The organism is Limimaricola soesokkakensis (genome assembly GCF_900172345.1).
Lineage (GTDB): Bacteria > Pseudomonadota > Alphaproteobacteria > Rhodobacterales > Rhodobacteraceae > Limimaricola > Limimaricola soesokkakensis.
The window spans coordinates 527,099-547,867 of record NZ_FWFY01000001.1 but is presented as its reverse complement, the minus strand read 5'-3'; the positions used below and the strand labels follow the sequence as shown (position 1 = coordinate 547,867).

Here is a 20,769-nt window from a genome sequence, read left to right as displayed (position 1 = left end):
GAAAAACTCCCTGTCTCCAAGGATTTGTTGCCTCGTTTTCAGTTTCGCCCCGATACTCGGGCTGCACTGATAGGTGTGGCGGCGCGCGGGGGCGGAGGAGGTCCCGGCCGCGTCGACCGGAACTTCAGGGAGGAGACTACATGAGACGACAGAACTTCTCGCGGCGCGGGCTGCTGAAGACCGGCGCGGTGGGCGGCGCCGGTCTGGCCTTGCCGACGATCTTCACCTCGCGCGCATCGGCTTTCACCAACGAACCGACCGGGTCGAGCGTCACTCTCGGCTTCAACGTTCCGCTGACCGGAGCCTATGCCGACGAGGGCGCCGACGAGTTGCGCGCTCTCGAACTCGCGGTCGAGCACCTCAATGGCGGCGGCGATGGCGGCATGCTGCAGACCTTCTCGAGCCAGGCGCTCGACGGCACCGGTATCCTCGGCAAGAAGGTCGAATACGTCACCGGCGACGACCAGACCAAGTCCGACGTCGCCCGCGCCACGGCGCAGTCGATGATCCAGAAGGACGGCGCGGTGATGATCACCGGCGGCTCCTCCTCGGGCACGGCGATCGCGGTGCAGGGCCTGTGCCAGGAAGCCGGCGTCATCTTCATGGCCGGTCTCACCCACTCCAACGACACCACGGGCAAGGATCGCAAGGCCAACGGCTTCCGGCACTTCTTCAACGCCTACATGTCAGCGCAGGCGCTGGCCCCGGTGCTGCAGGGTCTCTACGGCACCGACCGCAAGGCTTACCACCTGACCGCCGACTACACCTGGGGCTGGACCCAGGAGGAATCGATCGCTGCGGCGACCGAGGCAATGGGCTGGCAGACCACCGAGAAGGTGCGCACGCCGCTCGGCGCCGGCGATTTCTCCTCCTACATCGCGCCGGTGCTGAACTCGGGCGCGGACGTGCTAGTGCTCAATCACTACGGCGGCGACATGGTGAACTCGCTGACCCAAGCCGTGCAGTTCGGCCTGCGCGACCGCCAGGCGAACGGCAAGGATTTCCAGATCGTGGTGCCGCTCTACTCCGAACTGATGGCACGCGGCGCCGGCCAGGCGATCAAGGGCATCCCCGGCTCGCAGAACTGGGACTGGAAACTGGAGGATGCCGGCACACAGGCCTTCGTGAAGAGCTTCGGCGAGAAATACGGCTTCCCGCCGAGCCAGGCCGCCCATACCTGCTACGTGCAGACGCTGCTCTATGCCGATGCCGTGGCGCGAGCCGGCGACTTCAACCCCTGCGCGGTGGTCGAGGCGCTGGAGGGCTACGAGTTCGACGGGCTCGGCAACGGTCCGACGCTGTACCGCGCCGACGACCACCAGTGCTTCAAGGACGTGGTCGTGGTGAAGGGCGCCGAGAGCCCGCAGGACGAGTTCCACCTCGTGGAAATCGTCGAGGTCACGCCGACCGAGCAGGTCACCTACCCGCACGACCACCCGATGTTCGCGGGCGGTGCGCTGGGCGAGTGCAACCCGGGGGCCTGAGGCCCCCCTTCGACACCACCGGCCGCGCGGCGCGCGGCCGGTCCCTCCCGACGCGTGCCCCTGACCGGCGCGCGACTGGGGGCGGCTTGACCATCCTCACATATGGACGGGGACCATGGACGCCATACTCATCCAGATCCTGAACGGGCTCGACAAGGGCTCGGCCTACGCGCTAATCGCGCTCGGCCTGACGCTGATCTTCGGCACGCTCGGCGTGGTGAACTTCGCCCACGGCGCGCTATTCATGATCGGCGCCTTCTGCGCCGTGACGCTGCAGAAGATCCTGACGATCAGCGTCACCACCATCGACCCCGAACGCACCGATTTCCTCGGCAATCCGCTGAAGGTGCAGACCCCTTATGTGGAAAACTGGTTCGGCCCCGAGATCGGCGCCACCATCGTCGATTGGGCTGTGCCCCTGGCGATCCTGCTGGCCATCCCGGTGATGATCCTCGTCGGTTTCGCGATGGAGCGCGGCCTGATCAAGCATTTCTACAAGCGCCCGCATGCCGACCAGATCCTCGTCACCTTCGGCCTCGCCATCGTGCTGCAGGAAATCATCAAGTATTTCTACGGCGCCAATCCAATCCCGACCCCGGCCCCCAGCACCTTTCGCGGCAGCCTCGACATCGGCGTTTGGCTCGGCTTCGACCCGTTCACGATCATCTATCCCTACTGGCGACTGGTCTATTTCTTCTTTGCCGGCACCATCATCGCCGCCGTCTTCGCCTTCCTGCAATTCACCACATTCGGCATGGTGGTGCGCGCCGGCATGGCCGACCGCGAGACGGTGGGGCTCTTGGGCATCGACATCGACCGCCGCTTCACGCTGATGTTCGGCCTTGCGGCCGCGGTCGCGGGTCTTGCGGGGGTGATGTACACGCCGATCCTCAGCCCGAATTACCACATGGGCATGGATTTCCTGGTGCTGAGCTTCGTGGTCGTCGTGGTCGGCGGCATGGGGTCGCTGCCCGGCGCGGTGCTGGCCGGGTTCCTGCTCGGTATCCTGCAGAGCTTTGCCTCGATGAACGAGGTCAAGTCGCTGCTGCCCGGCATCGACCAGATCATCATTTACCTCGTCGCCATCGTCATTCTGCTGACGCGCCCCCGCGGCCTGATGGGCCGCCGTGGCGTGATGGAGGACTAAGCCATGCTCGGATTGGAGCGCAAAGACACCTACCTGATGCTGGCGGTGGCCTTCATCACCCTGTTCGCGCCGATCATCCTGAACCCGTTCCCCGCCGGATCGGCGCTGGCGCAGTTCAACGCGGGCTATCCGGACCTGATGCAGCGCTTCGTCATCTTCGGGATCTTCGCGATCGGCTTCAACATTCTGTTCGGCCTCACCGGCTACCTCTCCTTCGGCCACGCGGCCTTCCTCGGGATCGGCTCCTACTCGGCGGTGTGGATGTTCAAGTTGCTGAGCATGAACGTGATCCCGGCGATCCTCCTGTCGATCGTCATGGCTGGCCTGTTCGCACTGGTGATCGGCTTCGTCAGCCTGCGCCGCTCGGGCATCTACTTCTCGATCCTGACGCTGGCCTTCGCGCAGATGAGCTACAACCTCGCCTACTCGGTGCTGACGCCGGTGACCAATGGCGAGACAGGGCTGCAGATCAGCCTGAACGATCCGCGCATCCTCGACGGCCCCTCGAACGGTGGCCTGCCCGTGACCTCACTGTTCGGCGCCGAGATGCGCGACAGCACGACGCTCTTCGTCGGGCCTTGGAGCTGGGATTTCTCCGTCGGCTACTATGTCTGCGCAGCGCTGATGCTTCTGGCCTTCTACCTCTCGGTCCGGATCTTCCGCTCGCCCTTCGGGATGATGCTGCGCGCGGTGAAATCGAACCAGCAGCGGATGAACTACACCGGCCTCAACACCCGCCCCTACACGCTGGCGGCCTTCGTGATCTCCGGCATGTATGCCGGTCTCGCCGGTGGGCTTCTGGCGGCGATGGACCCGCTCGCCGGCGCCGACCGGATGCAGTGGACGGCGAGCGGAGAGGTGGTGCTGATGACCATCCTCGGCGGCGCCGGGACGTTGATCGGCCCGGTGCTGGGCGCGGGCTTCATCAAGTATTTTGAGAACATCTTCTCGAAGATCAACGACGGCATCCTGCACCAGTGGTTCGCCTTCATGCCCGACGGGCTGGAGAACGTCATGGTGACGCTCATCCATCCCTTCATCGGCAAGGGCTGGCACCTGACGCTGGGCATCATGTTCATGCTGGTGGTGATCTTCCTGCCGGGCGGGCTGGTCGAGGGGGCGCAACGCACCGGGCGGCTGTTCCGCCGCCGCGACCGCAACGCCGGCCATGTGGAATCCGACGCCGCGCGTCAGCGCGCCGCCGCGGAATAAGGAGGCCGATATGGGCATTCTCGAAGTCAAGGGCGTCAACAAGCGCTTCGGTGGACTGCAGGCGCTGGGGGACGTCAACCTCTCGGTCAAGGAGAACTCGGTCCACGCGATCATCGGCCCGAACGGGGCCGGCAAGTCGACGCTGCTCAACTGCCTCGTCGGCAAGCTGATCCCGGACTCGGGCAGCGTGATGTTCGACGGCAAGTCGGTGCTCGGCCGCAAGCCGCACGAGATCAACCAGATGGGCATTTCCCGGGTGTTCCAGACACCCGAGATCTTCGGCGATCTCAGCGTTCTGGAGAACGTGATGATCCCCTGCTTCGCGCGGCGCGACGGCGCGTTCCGGCTGCACGCCTACGAGACGGTGCGCAAGGAGACGGACATCCGCGAACAGGCCGAGGCGATGCTCGAGGACGTCGACATGCTCGACAAGCGGCACATGACCGCCTCGAGCCTGTCGCGCGGCGACAAGCGGCGGCTGGAAATGGCGATGTGCCTCGTGCAGGCGCCCAAGCTTCTGTTGCTGGACGAGCCGACCGCGGGGATGGCGCGGGCCGACACCAACAACACCATCGACTTGCTCAAGGAGATCAAGGCCAAGCGCGACATCACCATGTGCATCATCGAGCACGACATGCACGTGGTGTTCTCCCTTGCCGAGCGGATCACCGTGCTCGCGCAGGGCACGCCGCTGGTCGAGGAGACGCCCGAGAACATCAAGGGCCACCCCAAGGTGCGCGAAGCCTATCTGGGCGAAGCGCAGGTCTGAGGCGCAATTTCCTTCGAAGGAAATTGCAAAAACTCTTCGAAGAGTTTTGCGGGAGAACGACATGAACGAGACAGCGACATTCGACCGCGATCGCAGCAGCGCCGCGACCCACCCCAAATTCCTCTCGGTCTGGGACATCCAAGCCTATTACGGCGAGAGCTACATCGTCCAAGGCGTCAGCTTCGACATTCACGAGGGCGAGATCCTGGCACTGCTGGGCCGCAACGGCGCCGGCAAGACTTCGACGCTCAGGACCATAGCCCGGCTCGACAACCCGGCGCTCAGGCATGGCGAGATCTGGCTCGACCACAAGCCGCTGCACAAAATGAGATCGCATGAGGCGGCGGCCAATGGCATCGCCCTGGTCCCCGAGGATCGGCGCATCATCCCCGGGCTCACGGTCGAGGAGAACCTGCAGCTCGCGCAGATCGCGCCGCCCGTCGGCTGGTCGCTGGAACGGATCTACGGCCTGTTCCCGCGACTCAAGGAGCGCCGCCGGCAGGAAGGCGTCACCCTCTCGGGCGGCGAGCAGCAGATGCTGGCCATCGCCCGCGCCTTGGCACGCGACATCAAGGTCCTGCTGCTCGACGAGCCCTATGAGGGGCTCGCGCCGGTGATCGTGCAGGAGATCGCCAAGACGCTGAACATCATCCGCGATCAGGGCATCACCACCATCATCGTCGAGCAGAACGCCGTGGCTGCGCTCAAGCTCGCGGACCGGGCCGTGATCCTTGACACCGGCTCGGTGGTCTATGACGGATCGGCACAGGAGGTGCTCGAGGACGAGGAATTGCGGCAGCGCTACCTCGCGATCTGAGCACGAGGGAGAGGATGAAGGATCAGCTCATGACACCGCAGCTTCACGAGCCGAATGAGGAGGTGCGCGCCCGCGCCCATATTGATCGCGCCGGCTATGACCGGCTCTATGCCCAATCGGTGAACGACCCCGACGCGTTCTGGGGCGAGCAGGGCAAGCGGCTCGACTGGATCAAGCCCTTTTCCAAGGTCAAGAACACCGACTTCACGCTGGGCCGGGTCGCGATCAACTGGTTCGAGGACGGCACGCTCAACGTCGCGCAGAACTGCATCGACCGGCACCTCGCCACGCGCGGCGCCCAGACCGCGATCATCTGGGAGCCCGACGACCCGCAGGCAGAAGCCCAGCACATCACTTATCAGCAGTTGCACGCGCATGTCGGCAAATTCGCCAACGTGCTGAAGAAGATGGGCGTAGAAAAAGGCGACCGGGTCGTCATCTACATGCCGATGATCCCACAGGCGGCCTACGCGATGCTGGCCTGCGCCCGGATCGGCGCGATCCACTCCGTGGTCTTCGCGGGTTTCTCGCCCGACGCGCTCTCGGCGCGGGTGACGGGCTGCGACGCCAAGGTGGTGATCACTGCCGACGAGGCCCCGCGCGGGGGCCGCAACACCCCGCTCAAGACCAATGCCGACAAGGCTTTCGAGAAATGCCCAGAAGGCACGCAGATGCTGGTGGTCAAGCGCACCGGCGGTGCGGTCGAGATGGTCGAGGGCCGCGACCACTGGCTGCACGAGATGGAGGACGGCGTCTCCGAGGAGTGCCCGGCCGAAGCGATGGGGGCCGAAGATCCGCTCTTCATCCTCTACACCTCCGGCTCCACCGGACAGCCCAAGGGCGTCGTGCACACCACCGGCGGCTATCTCGCCTATGCCGCGATGACGCATCATTACGTCTTCGACTACCATGACGGCGAGGTATTCTGGTGCACCGCCGATGTCGGCTGGGTCACCGGGCACAGCTACATCGTCTACGGGCCGCTCGCGAACGGCGCGACCACGTTAATGTTCGAAGGCGTGCCGACCTACCCCGACGCCTCGCGCTTCTGGAAGGTTTGCGAAAAGCACAAAGTGAACCAGTTCTACACCGCCCCCACCGCGATCCGGGCCCTGATGGGCAAGGGGGAGCAGTGGGCCGAGGGCTGCGATCTGTCCTCGCTCAGGGTGCTGGGCACGGTGGGCGAGCCAATCAACCCCGAGGCCTGGGAATGGTACGACCGGGTCATCGGCAAGGGTAAGGTACCGATCGTCGACACGTGGTGGCAGACCGAAACCGGCGGCCACATGATCACCTCTCTGCCCGGCGCCATCGCGACCAAGCCGGGCTCCGCCACCCTGCCCTTCTTCGGCGTCAAACCGGTGGTGCTCGACCCGCAATCGGGCGCCGTGATCGAGGAGACCGAGGCCGAGGGCGTGCTCGCCATCGCCGACAGCTGGCCAGGGCAAATGCGTACCATCTGGGGCGATCACGACCGGTTCGAGCAGACCTATTTCTCGCAGTATCCGGGCTACTACTTCTCAGGCGATGGCTGCCGCCGCGACGCCGATGGCTATTACTGGATCACCGGCCGGGTCGACGACGTGATCAACGTTTCCGGCCACCGCATGGGTACGGCCGAGGTCGAGAGCGCGCTGGTCGCGCACAAGGCGGTCTCCGAGGCGGCCGTCGTCGGTTATCCGCACGAGGTGAAGGGTCAGGGCATATACGCCTATGTCACGCTGATGGAGGGGGTCGAGGCCAGCGACGCGCTGCGCAAGGAACTCGAGGATTGGGTACGTCAGGAGATCGGACCGATCGCCAAGCCCGACTGCATCCAGTGGGCGCCGGGCCTGCCCAAGACCCGCTCGGGCAAGATCATGCGCCGCATCCTGCGCAAGATCGCCGAGAACGACTACGGCAGCCTTGGCGACACCTCGACGCTGGCCGAGCCGCAAGTGGTCGAGGATCTGATCCAAAACCGCATGAACCGCGGCTGAGCTTGTATCAAGCGCTATGGGCCGGTTTTGCGCCGGCCCGCAGCGAGGCTCTGTCCCTTCATCCTTTTTTCATAATCTGCCGGGATCATGGCCTCGTGGGGCTTCTGATTCGGGAGCATGAGATGGATCTTGTCAGACAGATGCCGCCTATGTCCTGGCTGGCGACCGGGGATATCGCGCAGTCACGGCACGAGGCGGCCTCCGCGGCGCGGCCTCGCCCTGACCTGCCGCCCGTGACCGCCCCCGAGCGCCCGGACTTCGTCGCCCCGCGCCCGCCGGATCAGAGCCGCTTCGGTCTCGTGCGGGCAGGGCTCATGTCGCCCTCCACATCGATCAAGGAATATTCGCCTGAGCGGGTGCTCAAACCATGGGGCGTCGCCATGCTGCCAGACAGCGCGCGTCAGGAGGAACTCCGCGAAGCGAGGGCTGCCCTCGAAGCGAAGGCGGATTCCCGAATTTCAGAAACGGCGCCAGCGCCCGCCCCGCTCCCCGAGGCGGCTCCTGTGACGGCCGTCGCCGATCTGGCCCCGGCGTCTCCGGTCACGCTGCGCGACGACGACCCCATCGAACCGACCCCCACGGACCCCGGCACCGGCGACGCCTGACGCGGCACCGCTTTGCGCCCCTCGGTCGGGGGCTGCTTTCCTCGCCCTTCGAACCGGCGTATAAGCCCCCGGAACTGCAGCCCGGACGGGCGTGATACGAGGGGCCCAGAGCTATGAGCGACAAGACCAGCCACGACAGCGATGTCAGCTTCATCCGCGCGCTGGCGGAACTGCTGAACCAGAACGATCTGACCGAACTTCAGGTGAAGCGCGATTACGGAGAGAATGACAGCCTGAACGTCCGGGTCAGCCGCGCCCGCGAAGTCGTGCAACAGTTCGCCATGCCCGCGCAGCAGAGCCAGCCCGCGCCGATGGCTGCCGCCGCGGCTCCGAGCCCGGCCGCGGCTCCCGCCGCCGCGGTCTCCGACGACCCCGCGAGCCATCCGGGCGCCGTCACCTCGCCCATGGTCGGCACCGCCTATCTGCAGGCCGAGCCGGGCTCGCCGCCCTTCGTATCGCCGGGTGCGCAGGTGAAGGAGGGCGATACCGTCCTCATCATCGAGGCGATGAAGACCATGAACCAGATCCCCGCCCCCCGCTCCGGCACCGTCAAGCGCATCCTCGTCGAGGATGGCAGCCCGGTCGAGTTCGGCGCGCCGCTGATGATCATCGAGTGAGCCCCATGTTCGACAAGATCCTCATCGCCAACCGCGGCGAAATCGCGCTGCGCGTCGTGCGCGCCGCGCGCGAGATGGGCATCAAGTCCGTCGCCGTGCATTCCACCGCCGATTCGGATGCCATGCATGTGCGCATGGCCGATGAGGCGATCTGCATCGGCCCGCCCCCCTCGGGCCAATCTTACCTCTCCTTCCCGGCCATCCTTTCGGCCTGCGAGATCACAGGCGCCCAAGCGATTCATCCGGGCTACGGCTTCCTGTCCGAGAACGCCGCCTTCGTGCAGGCGGTCGAAGATCACGGCCTGACCTTCATCGGCCCCTCGGCCGAGCACATCCGCATGATGGGCGACAAGATCACCGCCAAGGACACGATGAAGGCGCTGGGCGTGCCCTGCGTGCCCGGCTCCGACGGCGGCGTGCCGTCGGTCGAGGCGGCCCGCAAGATCGGCGCCGATATCGGCTACCCGGTGATCATCAAGGCCACCGCCGGCGGCGGCGGGCGCGGCATGAAGGTTGCCAAGTCCGAGGCCGAGATCGAGCGCGCCTTCCAGACCGCGCGCTCCGAGGCGAAGGCCGCCTTCGGCAATGACGAGGTCTATATCGAGAAATACCTCACTACGCCGCGCCACATCGAAATCCAGGTCTTCGGCGATGGCAAGGGCGGCGCGGTGCATCTGGGCGAGCGCGACTGCTCGCTGCAGCGTCGCCACCAGAAGGTGCTCGAAGAGGCCCCCGGCCCCTGCATCACGCCCGAGCTGCGCGACAGGATCGGCAAGGTCTGCGCCGATGCTGTGGCCAAGATCAAGTATTCCGGCGCCGGCACGATCGAGTTTCTGTTCGAGAATGACGAGTTCTACTTCATCGAGATGAACACTCGCCTGCAGGTGGAGCATCCGGTGACCGAGGCGATCTTCGGCGTCGATCTCGTGCGCGAGCAGATCCGGGTCGCCTCGGGCCTGCCGATGTCATTCGCGCAGGAAGATCTGCAGATCCGCGGTCACGCGATCGAGGTGCGGATCAACGCCGAAAAGCTGCCGAACTTCGCGCCCTGCCCGGGCCGGATCACGCAGTATCACGCCCCGGGCGGTCTTGGCGTCCGGATGGACAGCGCGCTCTATGACGGCTACCGCATCCCGCCCTATTACGACAGCCTGATCGCCAAGCTGATCGTGCACGGCCAGGACCGGGCCGAGGCGCTGGCCCGTCTCAACCGGGCGTTGGGCGAGCTGATCGTCGATGGCGTCGACACCACCGTGCCGCTGCACCACGCGCTCTTGGGCGAACCCGACATCCTCAAGGGGGATTACAACATCCACTGGCTCGAGCGCTGGCTCGACCAGACCCTGCAAGGATAAGGCGGGGGCCGCGCATGGTCTCGCGGCCCGAGCCACGGCTGACGCCGGAACTGCTGCTGCACGGCTATGCACAGGGCGTGTTCCCCATGGCCGAAAGCCGGGACGACCCGGAGATTTTCTGGGTCGACCCGCAGCGGCGCGGCGTCCTGCCGCTCGACCGCTTTCGCATCTCGCGCAGTCTTGCCCGGCGGATGCGTCGCGGCGGCTTCGAGATCGCTGTAAACGGTGATTTCCAGGCGGTTCTGGAAGGCTGCGCCGACCGGCCGGAGACCTGGATCAACGACGAGATCTTCGATCTCTACACGGCGCTGCACCGCATGGGCTTTGCCCATTCGGTCGAGATACGCCATGACGGCGCGTTGACCGGCGGCATCTACGGCGTCACGTTGGGCAGCGCCTTTTTCGGCGAAAGCATGTTCTCGCGCCGCACCGATGCGTCGAAACTGGCGATGGCGTGGTTGGTGGACCGGTTGCGCCTCGGCGGTTTCACCCTGTTCGATGCGCAGTTCCTGACCCCGCATCTCGCCAGCCTCGGCTTCGTCGAGATCCCGCGCGCCCGCTACAAGGCGGCGCTGGCAGAAGCACTGGCACTACCGGGCGATTTCATCGCCCCCGGTCCGCCCGCGCCCGCTCAGGAGGTTCTGCAGCGCAGCGCCCAGACGTCGTAGCGCGGGTGATCCATCGCGTTGAGCGCGGGTGCGGAGGCAATGATCCAGCCTCGAAACACCGGCTCCTCGATCTTCTGGTAACGCACGATGAGATGCTCGTAAGCGTCGCCCGCCGGGTTGTCGGCGGGATACCGGCACTCTTCCAGCTCGATCGAGAGATGCCCCACCGTGCCGGTTTCGCCCGCCGCGAGATCGAGATCGGTGACGATACCGGTGATCTTGTCGAGCACGCGCAATACACCACCAGGGGCCACGGCAGCTTCCTGCGCGGCCACCGGCGCAGCGAGGAGCGCCAGAGCAAGGCTCGCGGCGCGGATCACTCGGGCTGCCACGCGTCGTAATCCTTCATGTCGGTCGGTGCCGCACGGCGGATCGAGCCCTTCGGCGCATAGGCCATCTCGGTACCGGTATGGTTCGGCTCGTGCGGTTTTTCCCAAGGACGGTGCACCAAGGGCCGTTCGGTCGGTGGCTGATCCCAGATCCGGTGCAGCCAGCCATGCCATTCGGGGTCGATACGGCTCGCTTCGACTTCGCCGTTGAAGATGACCCAGCGCTTCGAATCGTCGGCGGTGCGGTAGAAGATGTTGCCCTGCCGGTCCTCGCCCACCTTCTGGCCGTTGCGCCAGGTGAAGAGCTGGGTGCCGAAGGTCTGCCCGTTCCACCAGGTGAAGAAGCGCTTGAGGGTGCTGCCAAAGCTCATGACCGGTCTCCTGTCCTGCGCCCCGTCATGCCGCAAACGGCGACCGAGGTCCAGTGGTGAGCGCGGCTCAGAGGGCCCGCGCGGTGGCCTCGATCTCGATCCGCATCTGGGGCTCCATCAGCCCGCATTCGATCATCGTCGCGGCCGGTGCCGCATCGCCCCAGGCGGCGCGCAGCAGCGGCCAGCAGGCCGGGAAATTGCCCCGGTCAGGCAGCATGTAGGTGACGCGCACCACATGCGCCATGTTGGAGCCCGCAAACTTCAACGCCGTTTCGAGATTGGCAAGCGCCTGTCGGCACTGCGCCTCGATGCCCTCGGGCAGCGTCATCGTGGCGTAGTCGTAGCCGGTGGTGCCGGAAACGAAGACCCACCCATCGCAAAGGACGGACCGGCTGTAGCCGATCCGTCCTTCGAACTCCGATCCGGAGGTGAATCGCTGCATCGCCTCAGCCGGCCGAGGCGGCCTCTTTCTTGGCTCCGTCGGCATGGATCATCAGCGGTTTGCCATCGCTCACCGCCTCTTCGTTGACCACGACCTCGGTGACGCTCGACAGGCTCGGCAGCTCGAACATCGTATCGAGCAGGATACCCTCCATGATCGAGCGCAGGCCGCGCGCACCGGTCTTGCGCTCGATTGCCTTGCGGGCGATCGCGGTGAGCGCATCCTCGGTGAAGGTCAGCTTGGTGTCCTCGATGTCGAACAGCCGCTGGTACTGCTTGACCAGCGCGTTCTTCGGCTGGGTCAGGATCGTGACGAGGGCCTCCTCGTCGAGATCGGTCAGCGTCGCGATCACCGGCAGGCGGCCGACGAATTCGGGGATCAGGCCGAACTTCAGCAGGTCCTCGGGCTCGAGATCACCGAAGATCTCGCCGATGCCGCGGTCGTCCTGCCCGCGCACGTCGGCGTTGAAGCCCATGGCCGAACCCTTGCCGCGCTGCGCGATGATCTTGTCGAGGCCGGCGAAGGCGCCGCCGCAGATGAACAGGATGTTGGTCGTGTCGACCTGCAGGAATTCCTGCTGCGGATGCTTGCGCCCGCCCTGCGGGGGCACGGAGGCGACGGTGCCTTCCATGATCTTCAGAAGCGCCTGCTGCACCCCCTCGCCCGAGACGTCGCGGGTGATCGACGGGTTGTCGGACTTGCGGGTGATCTTGTCGACTTCGTCGATATAGACGATGCCGCGCTGCGCCCGCTCGACGTTGTACTCGGAGGCCTGAAGCAGCTTCAGGATGATGTTCTCGACATCCTCGCCGACATAGCCGGCCTCGGTCAGCGTCGTGGCGTCCGCCATGGTGAAGGGCACGTCGAGGATACGGGCCAGCGTCTGCGCGAGCAGCGTCTTGCCGCAACCGGTCGGGCCGATCAGCATGATGTTGGATTTCGACAGCTCGATATCCGAGGACTTGGCCGCGTGATTGAGGCGCTTGTAGTGGTTATGCACCGCGACCGAGAGCACGCGCTTGGCATGCATCTGACCGATCACGTAGTCATCGAGCACGTCGCAGATCTCGCGCGGAGTCGGCACCCCTTCGGAGGATTTCAGGCCGGAGCCCTTGGTCTCCTCGCGGATGATGTCCATGCACAGCTCGACGCATTCGTCGCAGATGAACACGGTCGGTCCCGCGATGAGCTTGCGCACCTCGTGCTGGCTCTTGCCGCAGAAGCTGCAGTAGAGCGTGTTCTTGCTGTCGCCGCCGGACGTGCTTGCCATATCGAACCCCCGGGCCATCGGCCCTGCTTTATCTCTCTCGGACTGCCCTTGATCAGACGATAAGGCAGCCATTTCGCGGCCACAACGCCAAAATCCCGGCGCGCTATCGGCGATCACCCCGGTTTGACAGGGGTGATCGCCTGCCGGATCAACCGGCGGTGTTGGGCGTCTTGTCCTCGCCCTGATCGCGGCTGGTCAGGATCTCATCGATCAGGCCCCAGTCGCGCGCCTCTTCGGGCGACATGAAGTTGTCGCGCTCGAGCGCCGCCTCGACCTTTTCCAGCGGCTGGCCGGTGTGGTGGACGTAGATCTCGTTGAGCCGGTTCTTGAGCTTCTGGGTTTCGGCGGCGTGGATCATGATGTCCGTGGCCTGACCCTGATAGCCGCCCGAGGGCTGGTGCACCATGACGCGGGAGTTGGGCAGCGAGAAGCGCATGCCCTTCTCGCCCGCGGTCAGCAGCAGCGAGCCCATCGAGGCGGCTTGGCCGATCACAAGGGTCGAGACCTTGGGCCGGATGTACTGCATGGTGTCGTAGATCGACAGGCCGGAGGTGACGACACCGCCGGGGCTGTTGATGTACATCGAGATTTCTTTCTTCGGGTTCTCGGCCTCGAGGTGCAGAAGCTGCGCGACGATGAGCTGGCTCATGCCGTCATGCACCGGGCCGTTGACGAAGATCACGCGCTCTTTCAGCAGGCGCGAGAAGATGTCGTAGGCGCGCTCGCCGCGGCTGGTCTGCTCGACCACCATCGGGACGAGGTTCATGTAGGTCTCAACGGGATCGTGCATCTGCTCTGCCTTTTCGGGAACGCTTGCGTCTCGTGCGGATCTTGTCCTTCGAGAGTCTTAGTGGTCTGCCCGGGGGGTTTCAACTGCACCCCGGCGCGAGCGCCGGGTCAGCAGGCGCGGCATCGGCCTCGGACCGGTGAAAGTAGGTAGGGAATTGGCGCGGGGGACCGGGTCGCCTATCGTACCCAAGCAGTACGGGCGCGACAGGCGACACCGGGTGACCGTCCGGCAGCGAAACGGCCATGGTGCTCCCCACCTTCCATCAGTCGTCTCCGCCCGTAAGCAGGAAGATCAGGAACGCAACCACCACCAGACCCGCAAGGGCGGCCACCATCGTTGCGATGGTCATGGCGTCCTCCTGGTCGTGTCGGGGCCAACGCGGAGTGTGGCTGGCGGTTCCGCCGCGCCGCGGCGCGGCGCGGCTCAGACCATCGCCTCCGGGATCCCCGGAAGGTTGCGTCCGAGCCGCCAAGCGGGGCGCAGCGGATAAGGCAGGAGCAGCCCCTGACGCAACTCCGGCACGCGGGCGCTGTCGGCCCGCACCATGCCGCGCCACCGTGCCACGAGATCGCGGCCGCTCTCGCCCGGTCGCTGCGGCCCGGCCTCGCCCATCCAGTGACGCATGCAGGCGTCGCGCAGCGGCTCCACCGCCGCCCTGCCCGCAAGCCGCACCCCGGCCTCGGTGTCCCAATGCATCGAGCGACCGTTCAAGTTGGCCGAGGATACCAGCGCGTCGACATTATCGGCGATCGCGATCTTGGCGTGGACATAGATGATCGGCGCGCGCCACATGCGTGCCCGTGGTCCGACATCCTTCTGGCCGGCGCGGCGCGGCGCGGCCGGTGACAGGATCAGGGCCCGGTCCCCGAATGCGCGGCGGATCTTGCCGATGCAGCGCGCCTGCAGGTAATCGCCGTAGCGCGCATCAATCCGCGCGCGGGCGAAGGCTGCATCCTCCGGCGCGGCCGGTAGCACCATGATAAGGCCGAGATCGGGGTTGGCCCGCGCCGCATGGACAAGGGACCGGGCGATATCCCGGTCGCGCATGAACTGGGTTTCGACATAGATCAGGTCGCGCCCCCCTGCGAAAAGGTCGCGATGCGCGTCGAACAACTCCTCGACCTGCCGCTTGGGCGACATGCGCAGGATCGAGGGCGTGCGATGCGCCGAGAGCGTGCGCAGGATCCGGCCCGTGGGCTCGGGCGTGGCGCCCGCGTTGATCCGCAGATAGCTGTCGAGATGCCGGTGCGCGTCGGCCACGGCCTCGCCGCCCATCAGCAATTGGACGTCGTGCCAGGTTTCCTGTGCGGGCCGGTCATGGCGCGGCGTGTCGAAACGACGGTCGTCGAGATCGAGACCACCGATATACAGCCATTTGTCGTCGAAGACCGCGAGCTTCTGGTGATGCGTCGCGAGATAGAGTTCGGGGATCGGCCAAGGCTTGGCCACGAGCCGCCCCCTGCGTTCAGTGATGTGATCCCTCAACCCGGGGCGCAGCTGCAGCATTTCGGCACGGTCCTCGGGCGGCAGCCCACTCAGCTGGCAGGCCGTGCGATGCAACTCGCGCCAGGTCTTGTACCACAGTAGAACCCGTGGCACCGCGCCGACCCGCGCCGGATGCATCGCCGGTCGCAGCACCAACCGTTCCGGATGGCCCGAGGCCTCCCCGGCCGCGATCAGGCCACGGATCGAATCCCACGTCATCGCGTGCATCGAGGTCACGGCGATCGGGTCGAAATCGGTGATCGCGATCTCGACCCGCAGCCCCTTGCGCAGCTTGTGGGCGATAAGGTCGAACCAGATTTCGCCGACCTTGCGCGCCGACACGGAATGCAGCTGCGTAAACGGGTCGAAGACGCGAAACGACATGCGCACCCGGTCGCGCGCCTCTAGGAAGCAGCGCTCGAACACCGGGTAGGCCTGTTCGGCGGTAATCAGGGGTAACGGGATATCGGGGTCGTCGGGCAGTTCCGGATCGGGGAGCGCCGCCCAAGCCCAGCGGGCATGCGAGGGGTCGTTCTCGCCACGATCGGTATCGGTGCGACCGGTCCCGCGCCGCTCGCGCAACGGAAAGCCCAACTCCTCATCCATGGCATCCGGCCCTAATAGTCCTGCGGATCATACTGCATTTCGCGCACCGGAAACCCGGTAGACAGGCGATATATACCCGCCTCGTGCATGGTCTCGCTAGGTCCGCCCAGTTGTGCCGCGAAGGCTTGGATGAGGTTCATCCCCAAGCCCTGCGCCCGCGCCCCCTTGGAGGCCGTCTTCTGGTCGGGCATGGCGCTGGGGGCGGAGTTGGAAATCTCCAGCCGCACTGTCCCGCCGTTTTCGCGCCGCAGCGACACCGAGACCCAAGTGGTGCCTTCGGCGTCCGGCGTGGCGTTGGCCATGGCATTGGCGAGCGCCTCGGAGGTCAGAAGCGACAGCGGCACCGCCTGATCCGGCAGCAGCTCCAGATCTTCGAGGTCCAGCCGCGTCGTCATCTCGGGGCGAGCGCCGGAGGCGCCGGATTGCTGCGCGACGATCTCGCGCAGGAGCCGTGCCGCGTTGACCCGCCCGACATCCTCGCTCTCGTAGAGAGTCCGGTGGATCGTGGCGAGGCCCAGAACCCTGTCCTGCAGGCGGCTCAGGATCTCGCGCGTGGCAGGATCCTGGGTCCGGCGCATCTGCATCGACATGATCGAGGATATGAGCTGAAGGTTGTTCTTGACCCGGTGGTGTACCTCCTTGAGCAGGATCCCGCGCTCGCGCAGCTGATCCTCGAGCCGGGCTTCGTCCTGCAGGATGTTACCCGCCATCTGCACAAATTCGCCCTCGATCTCGCGCAACTCACGCGACATGTCGCCCGCCGTTCCCTGCGGTGGCAGCTGCCTGTTGGCACCGAAGCGGCGCATCGAGCGGCCCAGCCGACGCACATGGCGGATCACCAGCCGATGGATCGCGTAATAGGCCACCAGAAGGCTGGCCGCCCACATCAGGATCGGAAAGAGGTTGGTCAGCCAAGGCGTCGCGAAGCCTTCCGCGGCGGGCCAAATACCGAGCGCGAAGACCGCGCCCGTCACCAGCGGCGTCACCGCGTAGACCAGTCGTTCGCCTGAGGGCGCGCGGGCGGCGGAAGCGGTGGCCCGCAATCCGGTTTGTTCGCTGAGATCAAACCCTTCCGGCAGCAGATCCTCAAGCGGTTTCCCGGCATTCTGTACCGTCAGCACTTCCCCCAGCTCGTTATAGGTGACGAGCTGGATCGGTTTGCGGTCGGGCGAAACCGAGCTGACCGGGGATGCGATGCGGCGCTGCGGGATCGCGAGCTGCACATAGCCCTTGAACCCGTTCCCGGTCTCGATCGGGCTGGCGACGTTGATCACCGGCTCATCGGCGATCTCGGTGCGCTGGCTCAGCGTCACGATGGAGTTGGGCGAGACCGACATCTGTTCCCAGATGCGGGTCTCGCGCATGTCGAGCGGCGCATCGAGCGACGAGCACCGCATAATGCCGTCGGCATCGACCAGGCCGATCATCGCGTAGAGACGGCGTCCCTCGATGTAGCGGTCGAGATAGCTCGAACAGCTCTCGGCATCGTCGAGCTCATCGATGACGACGCCCAGAGCCTCGGCCACGCCGAAGGCGCGCTCAATGGTCTGCTCCACCGGCGCGCCCGCCTGCGCGGTGAGCGCAAGCAGTGACAGTTCGGACCGCCGCAGCGTCTCGCGCTGGAACTCGGCGGTCTGATAGATCGCGATAAGCCCGATCGGCATCAGCGCGATGGTCAGGAAGGCGACCACCCGCAGCACCAGCCCATGCGCGCTGAACCAGCCGCCGGCCTGCGCCGCCCGGTCCCGCTCGCCCGTCGTTTCGGTCACAAGTGAGGCCCACCATGGGCCGCAAGAACGGCCATCGTTGCCTCATCCGTCATTCCCAGCCCGTCCTCGTCTTCGAGCTCCAGCAGCTCGGCGAGCCGGACGCGCGCCCGGTTGGCACGGCTCTTGATGGTGCCGATCGCCACGCCGCACATGCCGGCCGCTTCCTCGTAGGAAAAGCCCGAAGCCCCGACGAGCGCCAGCGCCTCGCGCTGTTCGTCCGGCAGCTGCGCAAAGGCCCGCAGGAAGTCGTTCATCTGCAGGCGACCGTCATGCGCGGGCTTTTCGGCCAGCGACGCGGTGAACACGCCGTCGACATCCGCCACCTCGCGCTGTGCCTTGCGACGACCCGAGTAGAAGGTGTTGCGCAAAATGGTAAACAGCCAGGCCCGCAGGTTGGTGCCGGGTTTGAACTTGTCGAAATTGGTCCACGCCTTGACCACCGTGTCCTGCACGAGGTCGTCGGCTTGGGCGCCATTGCGCGTCAGCGACAGCGCGAAGGCCCTCATGGCCGGGAGGTGCCCGACCAGCTCGTCTCTCGGATCTTGATGGCTCATTCTAGCCCCTGCCCACCTTGCCTGCATCCGCCGTTTCCCTGTCCGGCGTGGTCTGGTCGGCGTCGGACGATGCGGCAGACGCATCCTCACCGGCCTTCAGCCGCGCCAGCAGATCGGTGAACCGGTCTGGCAAAGCCTCGTCGGTGAGCTGCTGGAAGGCGCGCTTCAAATGGGCGTCGATGTCTCCACGCGCGCTCCCCTGGTCCCTCTGTGTCATTCCCGCTTATACCCTCGTCATTGTCCGCAGCCTCGCTTAGCATGACCGCATCATGGAACCACAATGCAAGCGGCCGCGTTCGGTTCCAGAAAAAATGAATTTGGGGACTCTCAGCCGATGACGACAACCACCACCGCACCCGACCTCGCCACGGTGATCGGGCACGAGCTGCCCTATCTGCGCCGCTATGCGCGGGCGCTGACAGGAAGCCAGAACAGCGGTGATACCTACGCCGCGGCCACCCTTGAGGCGATCCTCGAGGACCGCTCCGTCTTTGACACGGACGCCTCGCCCCGCACGGCGCTGTTCCGCGTCTTCCACATGATCTGGATCAGCTCCGGCGCCCCCGTCTCGGGCGACGAGAGCGGTCTGGCTGCCGCCGCACAGGCGCATCTGTCGAAGCTGACCCCGAACACCCGCGAGGCGCTGCTCCTCAACACGATCGAGGATTTTTCGACCTCCGAGATCGCCGAGATCATGCAGACCGACCAAGAAGAAGTCGAGCATCTGGTCAAGATTGCCCGCCAGGAGATGGAAGACAGCATCTCGGGCCGCATCCTCGTGATCGAGGACGAGGCGATCATCGCCATGGATCTGCAATCCATCGTCTCCGACATGGGACACGCCATTACCGGCGTCGCACGCACCCGCGACGACGCGGTCAAGCTGGCCCAGCAGGAAAAGCCCGATCTGGTGCTGGCCGACATTCAGCTGGCCGACAACTCCTCGGGCATCGACGCGGTGCGCGACATCCTCGAAGCGCATGGCAGCCTCCCGGTGATCTTCATCACCGCCTTCCCCGAGCGGCTGCTCACCGGCGAACGCCCCGAGCCTGCCTTCCTGATCTCGAAGCCCTATGGCGAGGAGCAGGTCCGTTCGGCGGTCAGCCAAGCGATGTTCTTCTCCTCGACTGGCCCGCTGCACGGCTGAGGCCCAATGGATCGTTCCGGCTCCCGCTCGGGGGCCGGAACTCTTCGAACGCTGCCCGAAATGGTTGGTAGTGTCAGATATGAGCGGCGAATTCATGTCGCTCTATATTCAGGCCGCTAGGATCTCGTGACCCTCTTGATGGTCTCTGCATTTTATCTCGTGCAGGCGGGATCAGCCTAGGTCAGCGCGCAGCTTCTGGAAGTCGAGCCGACGTCACGCCGGCACCTGATAGCAAGCCAGCCGATGCTCAGACAGCATTAACGATGGGCCCTCACCCGATCTCGCTCGGTCCGATATCCGGGCGTATCTCGGCCGGCCCCTCCTCGGACCTGGCAATCCGGGCCCAGACCACGTTGATCGCGGCGCCGAACAGTACCAACCAGGCCGAGATGAACAGCCACATTAACAGCGCTACCACGGCCCCGATCGAGCCGTAGACTTCGTTGTAGTTACCGAAGTTCGACAGGTAGTAGGAGAACCCCGCCGAGGCGGCGAGCCAGAACAGGATCACCAGAAAGGCGCCCGGCGTGACCCACCCGCCGCGGGCACCGCGCATGTTCGGCCCGAAACGGTAGACCACGCCCAGCCCTGCCAGCACCACGCCGAAGGCCGCGATCCAGCGGATGGCCTCAAGCACCCAACCGGTGCGGCTGCCCAGCGGCAGTACCGTCAGAAGGATCGGTGCGATCACCACGACCAGCATCGCCAGTACAGCGATCGCGATCAGCGACAGCGTCAAAAGGATCGCCACGAAGATCTGCCGCACGCCGTTTCGATTGGGACGCCCGTAAATCTGGTTGAGCCCGAGGATCAGCGAAGCGACGCCGTTGCGGGCCGAGAACAATGCCACCAAGGTTGACAGGAGCGTAGCAAAGCCAAGCGTTTCGGGCCGGGTCGACACCATCAGCGTCAGCTGCTCGCGCAGGAGCCCATAAGCCTCCACGGGGATGATCTCGCGCATCATCTCAAGCTGAGTCTCGAGCACCGCCGGGTCCGCCAGCAGGCTGAAGATCGCGATGAGCGCGGCAATGGCGGGAAAGATCGCGAAAATCGAGTAGAAGGCGACTCCTGCCGCGATCAGGCCGAGTTGCACCTCGCTCGAAAGGGTCCAAAGCCCGACCAGCAACCGCCAGAACCGTCGCGGCGTCAGACGCGGGCCGTACCTTTCTTGAGACATGCGCGCTCCACTCCCCATGAGCGGATAGTCGCCCAGTGGCAAGATTGCATGTCGATCGCAGGTTGTGAAGGCTTTGGGAGAATGGGGGTGGCCGGCGGGGGATCTTCCCCGAGGGAATGATCAGGAAGGTCCGCCGCCGGCCTTTGGGGAATGAGAGAGGCGAGGGAACGGCGCCT

General features: G+C 65.5%; 21 protein-coding genes. 11 read left to right on the top strand and 10 right to left on the bottom strand.

What is annotated here, in order from left to right; translation table 11 throughout:
- Positions 1-140 precede the first annotated feature (140 nt).
- The 10 genes from LOS8367_RS02570 to aat all read left to right on the top strand — a co-directional run bounded on the left by LOS8367_RS02570 (position 141) and on the right by aat (position 10,653).
- Positions 141-1,484, top strand: a complete 1,344-nt coding sequence (locus LOS8367_RS02570) for a substrate-binding protein (protein WP_085894865.1) — start codon at positions 141-143, stop codon at positions 1,482-1,484.
- A 115-nt stretch (positions 1,485-1,599) separates the two neighbouring features.
- Positions 1,600-2,631 (top strand): branched-chain amino acid ABC transporter permease, encoded by a 1,032-nt coding sequence (locus LOS8367_RS02565; protein WP_085894864.1) that lies wholly within the window; start codon positions 1,600-1,602, stop codon positions 2,629-2,631.
- 3 nt (positions 2,632-2,634) lie between these two features.
- Positions 2,635-3,843 carry a branched-chain amino acid ABC transporter permease gene (locus LOS8367_RS02560; protein ID WP_085894863.1) on the top strand — a complete coding sequence of 403 codons (1,209 nt, stop codon included), beginning with the start codon at positions 2,635-2,637 and terminating at the stop codon, positions 3,841-3,843.
- Between the two features lie 10 nt (positions 3,844-3,853).
- Positions 3,854-4,612, top strand: coding sequence for an ABC transporter ATP-binding protein (locus LOS8367_RS02555; RefSeq protein WP_085894862.1), 759 nt, complete (start codon positions 3,854-3,856; stop codon positions 4,610-4,612).
- Between the two features lie 61 nt (positions 4,613-4,673).
- Positions 4,674-5,429 (top strand): ABC transporter ATP-binding protein, encoded by a 756-nt coding sequence (locus LOS8367_RS02550; protein WP_085894919.1) that lies wholly within the window; start codon positions 4,674-4,676, stop codon positions 5,427-5,429.
- A gap of 29 nt (positions 5,430-5,458) precedes the next feature.
- Entirely contained in the window at positions 5,459-7,408 is a 1,950-nt protein-coding gene (acs, locus tag LOS8367_RS02545; protein ID WP_085894918.1) for an acetate--CoA ligase, read from the top strand.
- A 122-nt stretch (positions 7,409-7,530) separates the two neighbouring features.
- Positions 7,531-8,013, top strand: coding sequence for a hypothetical protein (locus LOS8367_RS02540; protein WP_133056277.1), 483 nt, complete (start codon positions 7,531-7,533; stop codon positions 8,011-8,013).
- 113 nt (positions 8,014-8,126) lie between these two features.
- Positions 8,127-8,630 carry an acetyl-CoA carboxylase biotin carboxyl carrier protein gene (gene accB, locus LOS8367_RS02535; protein WP_085894860.1) on the top strand — a complete coding sequence of 168 codons (504 nt, stop codon included), beginning with the start codon at positions 8,127-8,129 and terminating at the stop codon, positions 8,628-8,630.
- A 5-nt stretch (positions 8,631-8,635) separates the two neighbouring features.
- A complete protein-coding gene (gene accC / locus LOS8367_RS02530; protein WP_085894859.1) occupies positions 8,636-9,985 on the top strand; it encodes an acetyl-CoA carboxylase biotin carboxylase subunit in 1,350 nt (449 codons plus the stop codon).
- Between the two features lie 14 nt (positions 9,986-9,999).
- The gene (gene aat / locus LOS8367_RS02525; RefSeq protein ID WP_085894858.1) at positions 10,000-10,653 is read left to right on the top strand and encodes a leucyl/phenylalanyl-tRNA--protein transferase; all 654 of its coding nucleotides are present in this window, start codon (positions 10,000-10,002) and stop codon (positions 10,651-10,653) included.
- Here aat and LOS8367_RS02520 read toward each other — a convergent pair.
- The 9 genes from LOS8367_RS02520 to LOS8367_RS02480 all read right to left on the bottom strand — a co-directional run bounded on the left by LOS8367_RS02520 (position 10,617) and on the right by LOS8367_RS02480 (position 18,486).
- Positions 10,617-10,973: a DUF2155 domain-containing protein gene (locus LOS8367_RS02520; protein WP_085894857.1), complete on the bottom strand. Its 357-nt coding sequence runs from the start codon at positions 10,971-10,973 to the stop codon at positions 10,617-10,619. The two genes, aat and LOS8367_RS02520, sit on opposite strands and share 37 nt — an antisense overlap.
- Positions 10,970-11,353 carry an NADH:ubiquinone oxidoreductase subunit NDUFA12 gene (locus LOS8367_RS02515; protein ID WP_085894856.1) on the bottom strand — a complete coding sequence of 128 codons (384 nt, stop codon included), beginning with the start codon at positions 11,351-11,353 and terminating at the stop codon, positions 10,970-10,972. Before LOS8367_RS02515 ends, LOS8367_RS02520 begins: the two co-directional genes overlap by 4 nt.
- Before the next feature lie 67 nt (positions 11,354-11,420).
- Positions 11,421-11,795 carry a RidA family protein gene (locus LOS8367_RS02510; RefSeq protein WP_085894855.1) on the bottom strand — a complete coding sequence of 125 codons (375 nt, stop codon included), beginning with the start codon at positions 11,793-11,795 and terminating at the stop codon, positions 11,421-11,423.
- A 4-nt stretch (positions 11,796-11,799) separates the two neighbouring features.
- The gene (gene clpX, locus LOS8367_RS02505; protein ID WP_085894917.1) at positions 11,800-13,065 is read right to left on the bottom strand and encodes an ATP-dependent Clp protease ATP-binding subunit ClpX; all 1,266 of its coding nucleotides are present in this window, start codon (positions 13,063-13,065) and stop codon (positions 11,800-11,802) included.
- Positions 13,066-13,213: 148 nt separating this feature from the next.
- Positions 13,214-13,855 carry an ATP-dependent Clp protease proteolytic subunit gene (locus tag LOS8367_RS02500; RefSeq protein WP_085894854.1) on the bottom strand — a complete coding sequence of 214 codons (642 nt, stop codon included), beginning with the start codon at positions 13,853-13,855 and terminating at the stop codon, positions 13,214-13,216.
- A gap of 423 nt (positions 13,856-14,278) precedes the next feature.
- Positions 14,279-15,946, bottom strand: coding sequence for a phospholipase D-like domain-containing protein (locus LOS8367_RS02495; RefSeq protein ID WP_085894853.1), 1,668 nt, complete (start codon positions 15,944-15,946; stop codon positions 14,279-14,281).
- A gap of 11 nt (positions 15,947-15,957) precedes the next feature.
- On the bottom strand, positions 15,958-17,715 hold the full coding sequence (locus LOS8367_RS02490) for a sensor histidine kinase (protein WP_085894852.1): 1,758 nt from the start codon (positions 17,713-17,715) through the stop codon (positions 15,958-15,960).
- Entirely contained in the window at positions 17,712-18,269 is a 558-nt protein-coding gene (locus tag LOS8367_RS02485; RefSeq protein ID WP_085894851.1) for an RNA polymerase sigma factor, read from the bottom strand. The genes LOS8367_RS02490 and LOS8367_RS02485 overlap by 4 nt, the downstream gene beginning before the upstream one ends.
- A 1-nt stretch (position 18,270) precedes the next feature.
- Positions 18,271-18,486 (bottom strand): NepR family anti-sigma factor, encoded by a 216-nt coding sequence (locus LOS8367_RS02480; protein WP_085894850.1) that lies wholly within the window; start codon positions 18,484-18,486, stop codon positions 18,271-18,273.
- 117 nt (positions 18,487-18,603) lie between these two features.
- Between LOS8367_RS02480 and LOS8367_RS02475 the strand changes: the two genes are divergently transcribed.
- Positions 18,604-19,416 carry a response regulator gene (locus tag LOS8367_RS02475; RefSeq protein WP_085894849.1) on the top strand — a complete coding sequence of 271 codons (813 nt, stop codon included), beginning with the start codon at positions 18,604-18,606 and terminating at the stop codon, positions 19,414-19,416.
- Positions 19,417-19,687: 271 nt separating this feature from the next.
- Here the strand turns inward: LOS8367_RS02475 and LOS8367_RS02470 are convergent, their stop codons facing one another.
- Positions 19,688-20,593: a YihY/virulence factor BrkB family protein gene (locus tag LOS8367_RS02470; protein WP_085894848.1), complete on the bottom strand. Its 906-nt coding sequence runs from the start codon at positions 20,591-20,593 to the stop codon at positions 19,688-19,690.
- Positions 20,594-20,769 lie beyond the last annotated feature (176 nt).

Excerpts from the sequence above, each read along its gene's own strand:
- LOS8367_RS02570 (WP_085894865.1), top strand. The coding sequence starts at position 141 with ATGAGACGACAGAACTTCTCGCGGCGCGGGCTGCTGAAGACCGGCGCG.
- LOS8367_RS02565 (WP_085894864.1), top strand. The coding sequence starts at position 1,600 with ATGGACGCCATACTCATCCAGATCCTGAACGGGCTCGACAAGGGCTCG.
- LOS8367_RS02560 (WP_085894863.1), top strand. The coding sequence starts at position 2,635 with ATGCTCGGATTGGAGCGCAAAGACACCTACCTGATGCTGGCGGTGGCC.
- LOS8367_RS02555 (WP_085894862.1), top strand. The coding sequence starts at position 3,854 with ATGGGCATTCTCGAAGTCAAGGGCGTCAACAAGCGCTTCGGTGGACTG.
- LOS8367_RS02550 (WP_085894919.1), top strand. The coding sequence starts at position 4,674 with ATGAACGAGACAGCGACATTCGACCGCGATCGCAGCAGCGCCGCGACC.
- acs (WP_085894918.1), top strand. The coding sequence starts at position 5,459 with ATGACACCGCAGCTTCACGAGCCGAATGAGGAGGTGCGCGCCCGCGCC.
- LOS8367_RS02540 (WP_133056277.1), top strand. The coding sequence starts at position 7,531 with ATGGATCTTGTCAGACAGATGCCGCCTATGTCCTGGCTGGCGACCGGG.
- accB (WP_085894860.1), top strand. The coding sequence starts at position 8,127 with ATGAGCGACAAGACCAGCCACGACAGCGATGTCAGCTTCATCCGCGCG.
- accC (WP_085894859.1), top strand. The coding sequence starts at position 8,636 with ATGTTCGACAAGATCCTCATCGCCAACCGCGGCGAAATCGCGCTGCGC.
- aat (WP_085894858.1), top strand. The coding sequence starts at position 10,000 with ATGGTCTCGCGGCCCGAGCCACGGCTGACGCCGGAACTGCTGCTGCAC.
- LOS8367_RS02515 (WP_085894856.1), bottom strand. The coding sequence starts at position 11,353 with ATGAGCTTTGGCAGCACCCTCAAGCGCTTCTTCACCTGGTGGAACGGG.
- LOS8367_RS02510 (WP_085894855.1), bottom strand. The coding sequence starts at position 11,795 with ATGCAGCGATTCACCTCCGGATCGGAGTTCGAAGGACGGATCGGCTAC.
- clpX (WP_085894917.1), bottom strand. The coding sequence starts at position 13,065 with ATGGCAAGCACGTCCGGCGGCGACAGCAAGAACACGCTCTACTGCAGC.
- LOS8367_RS02500 (WP_085894854.1), bottom strand. The coding sequence starts at position 13,855 with ATGCACGATCCCGTTGAGACCTACATGAACCTCGTCCCGATGGTGGTC.
- LOS8367_RS02495 (WP_085894853.1), bottom strand. The coding sequence starts at position 15,946 with ATGGATGAGGAGTTGGGCTTTCCGTTGCGCGAGCGGCGCGGGACCGGT.
- LOS8367_RS02485 (WP_085894851.1), bottom strand. The coding sequence starts at position 18,269 with ATGAGCCATCAAGATCCGAGAGACGAGCTGGTCGGGCACCTCCCGGCC.
- LOS8367_RS02480 (WP_085894850.1), bottom strand. The coding sequence starts at position 18,486 with ATGACACAGAGGGACCAGGGGAGCGCGCGTGGAGACATCGACGCCCAT.
- LOS8367_RS02475 (WP_085894849.1), top strand. The coding sequence starts at position 18,604 with ATGACGACAACCACCACCGCACCCGACCTCGCCACGGTGATCGGGCAC.
- LOS8367_RS02470 (WP_085894848.1), bottom strand. The coding sequence starts at position 20,593 with ATGTCTCAAGAAAGGTACGGCCCGCGTCTGACGCCGCGACGGTTCTGG.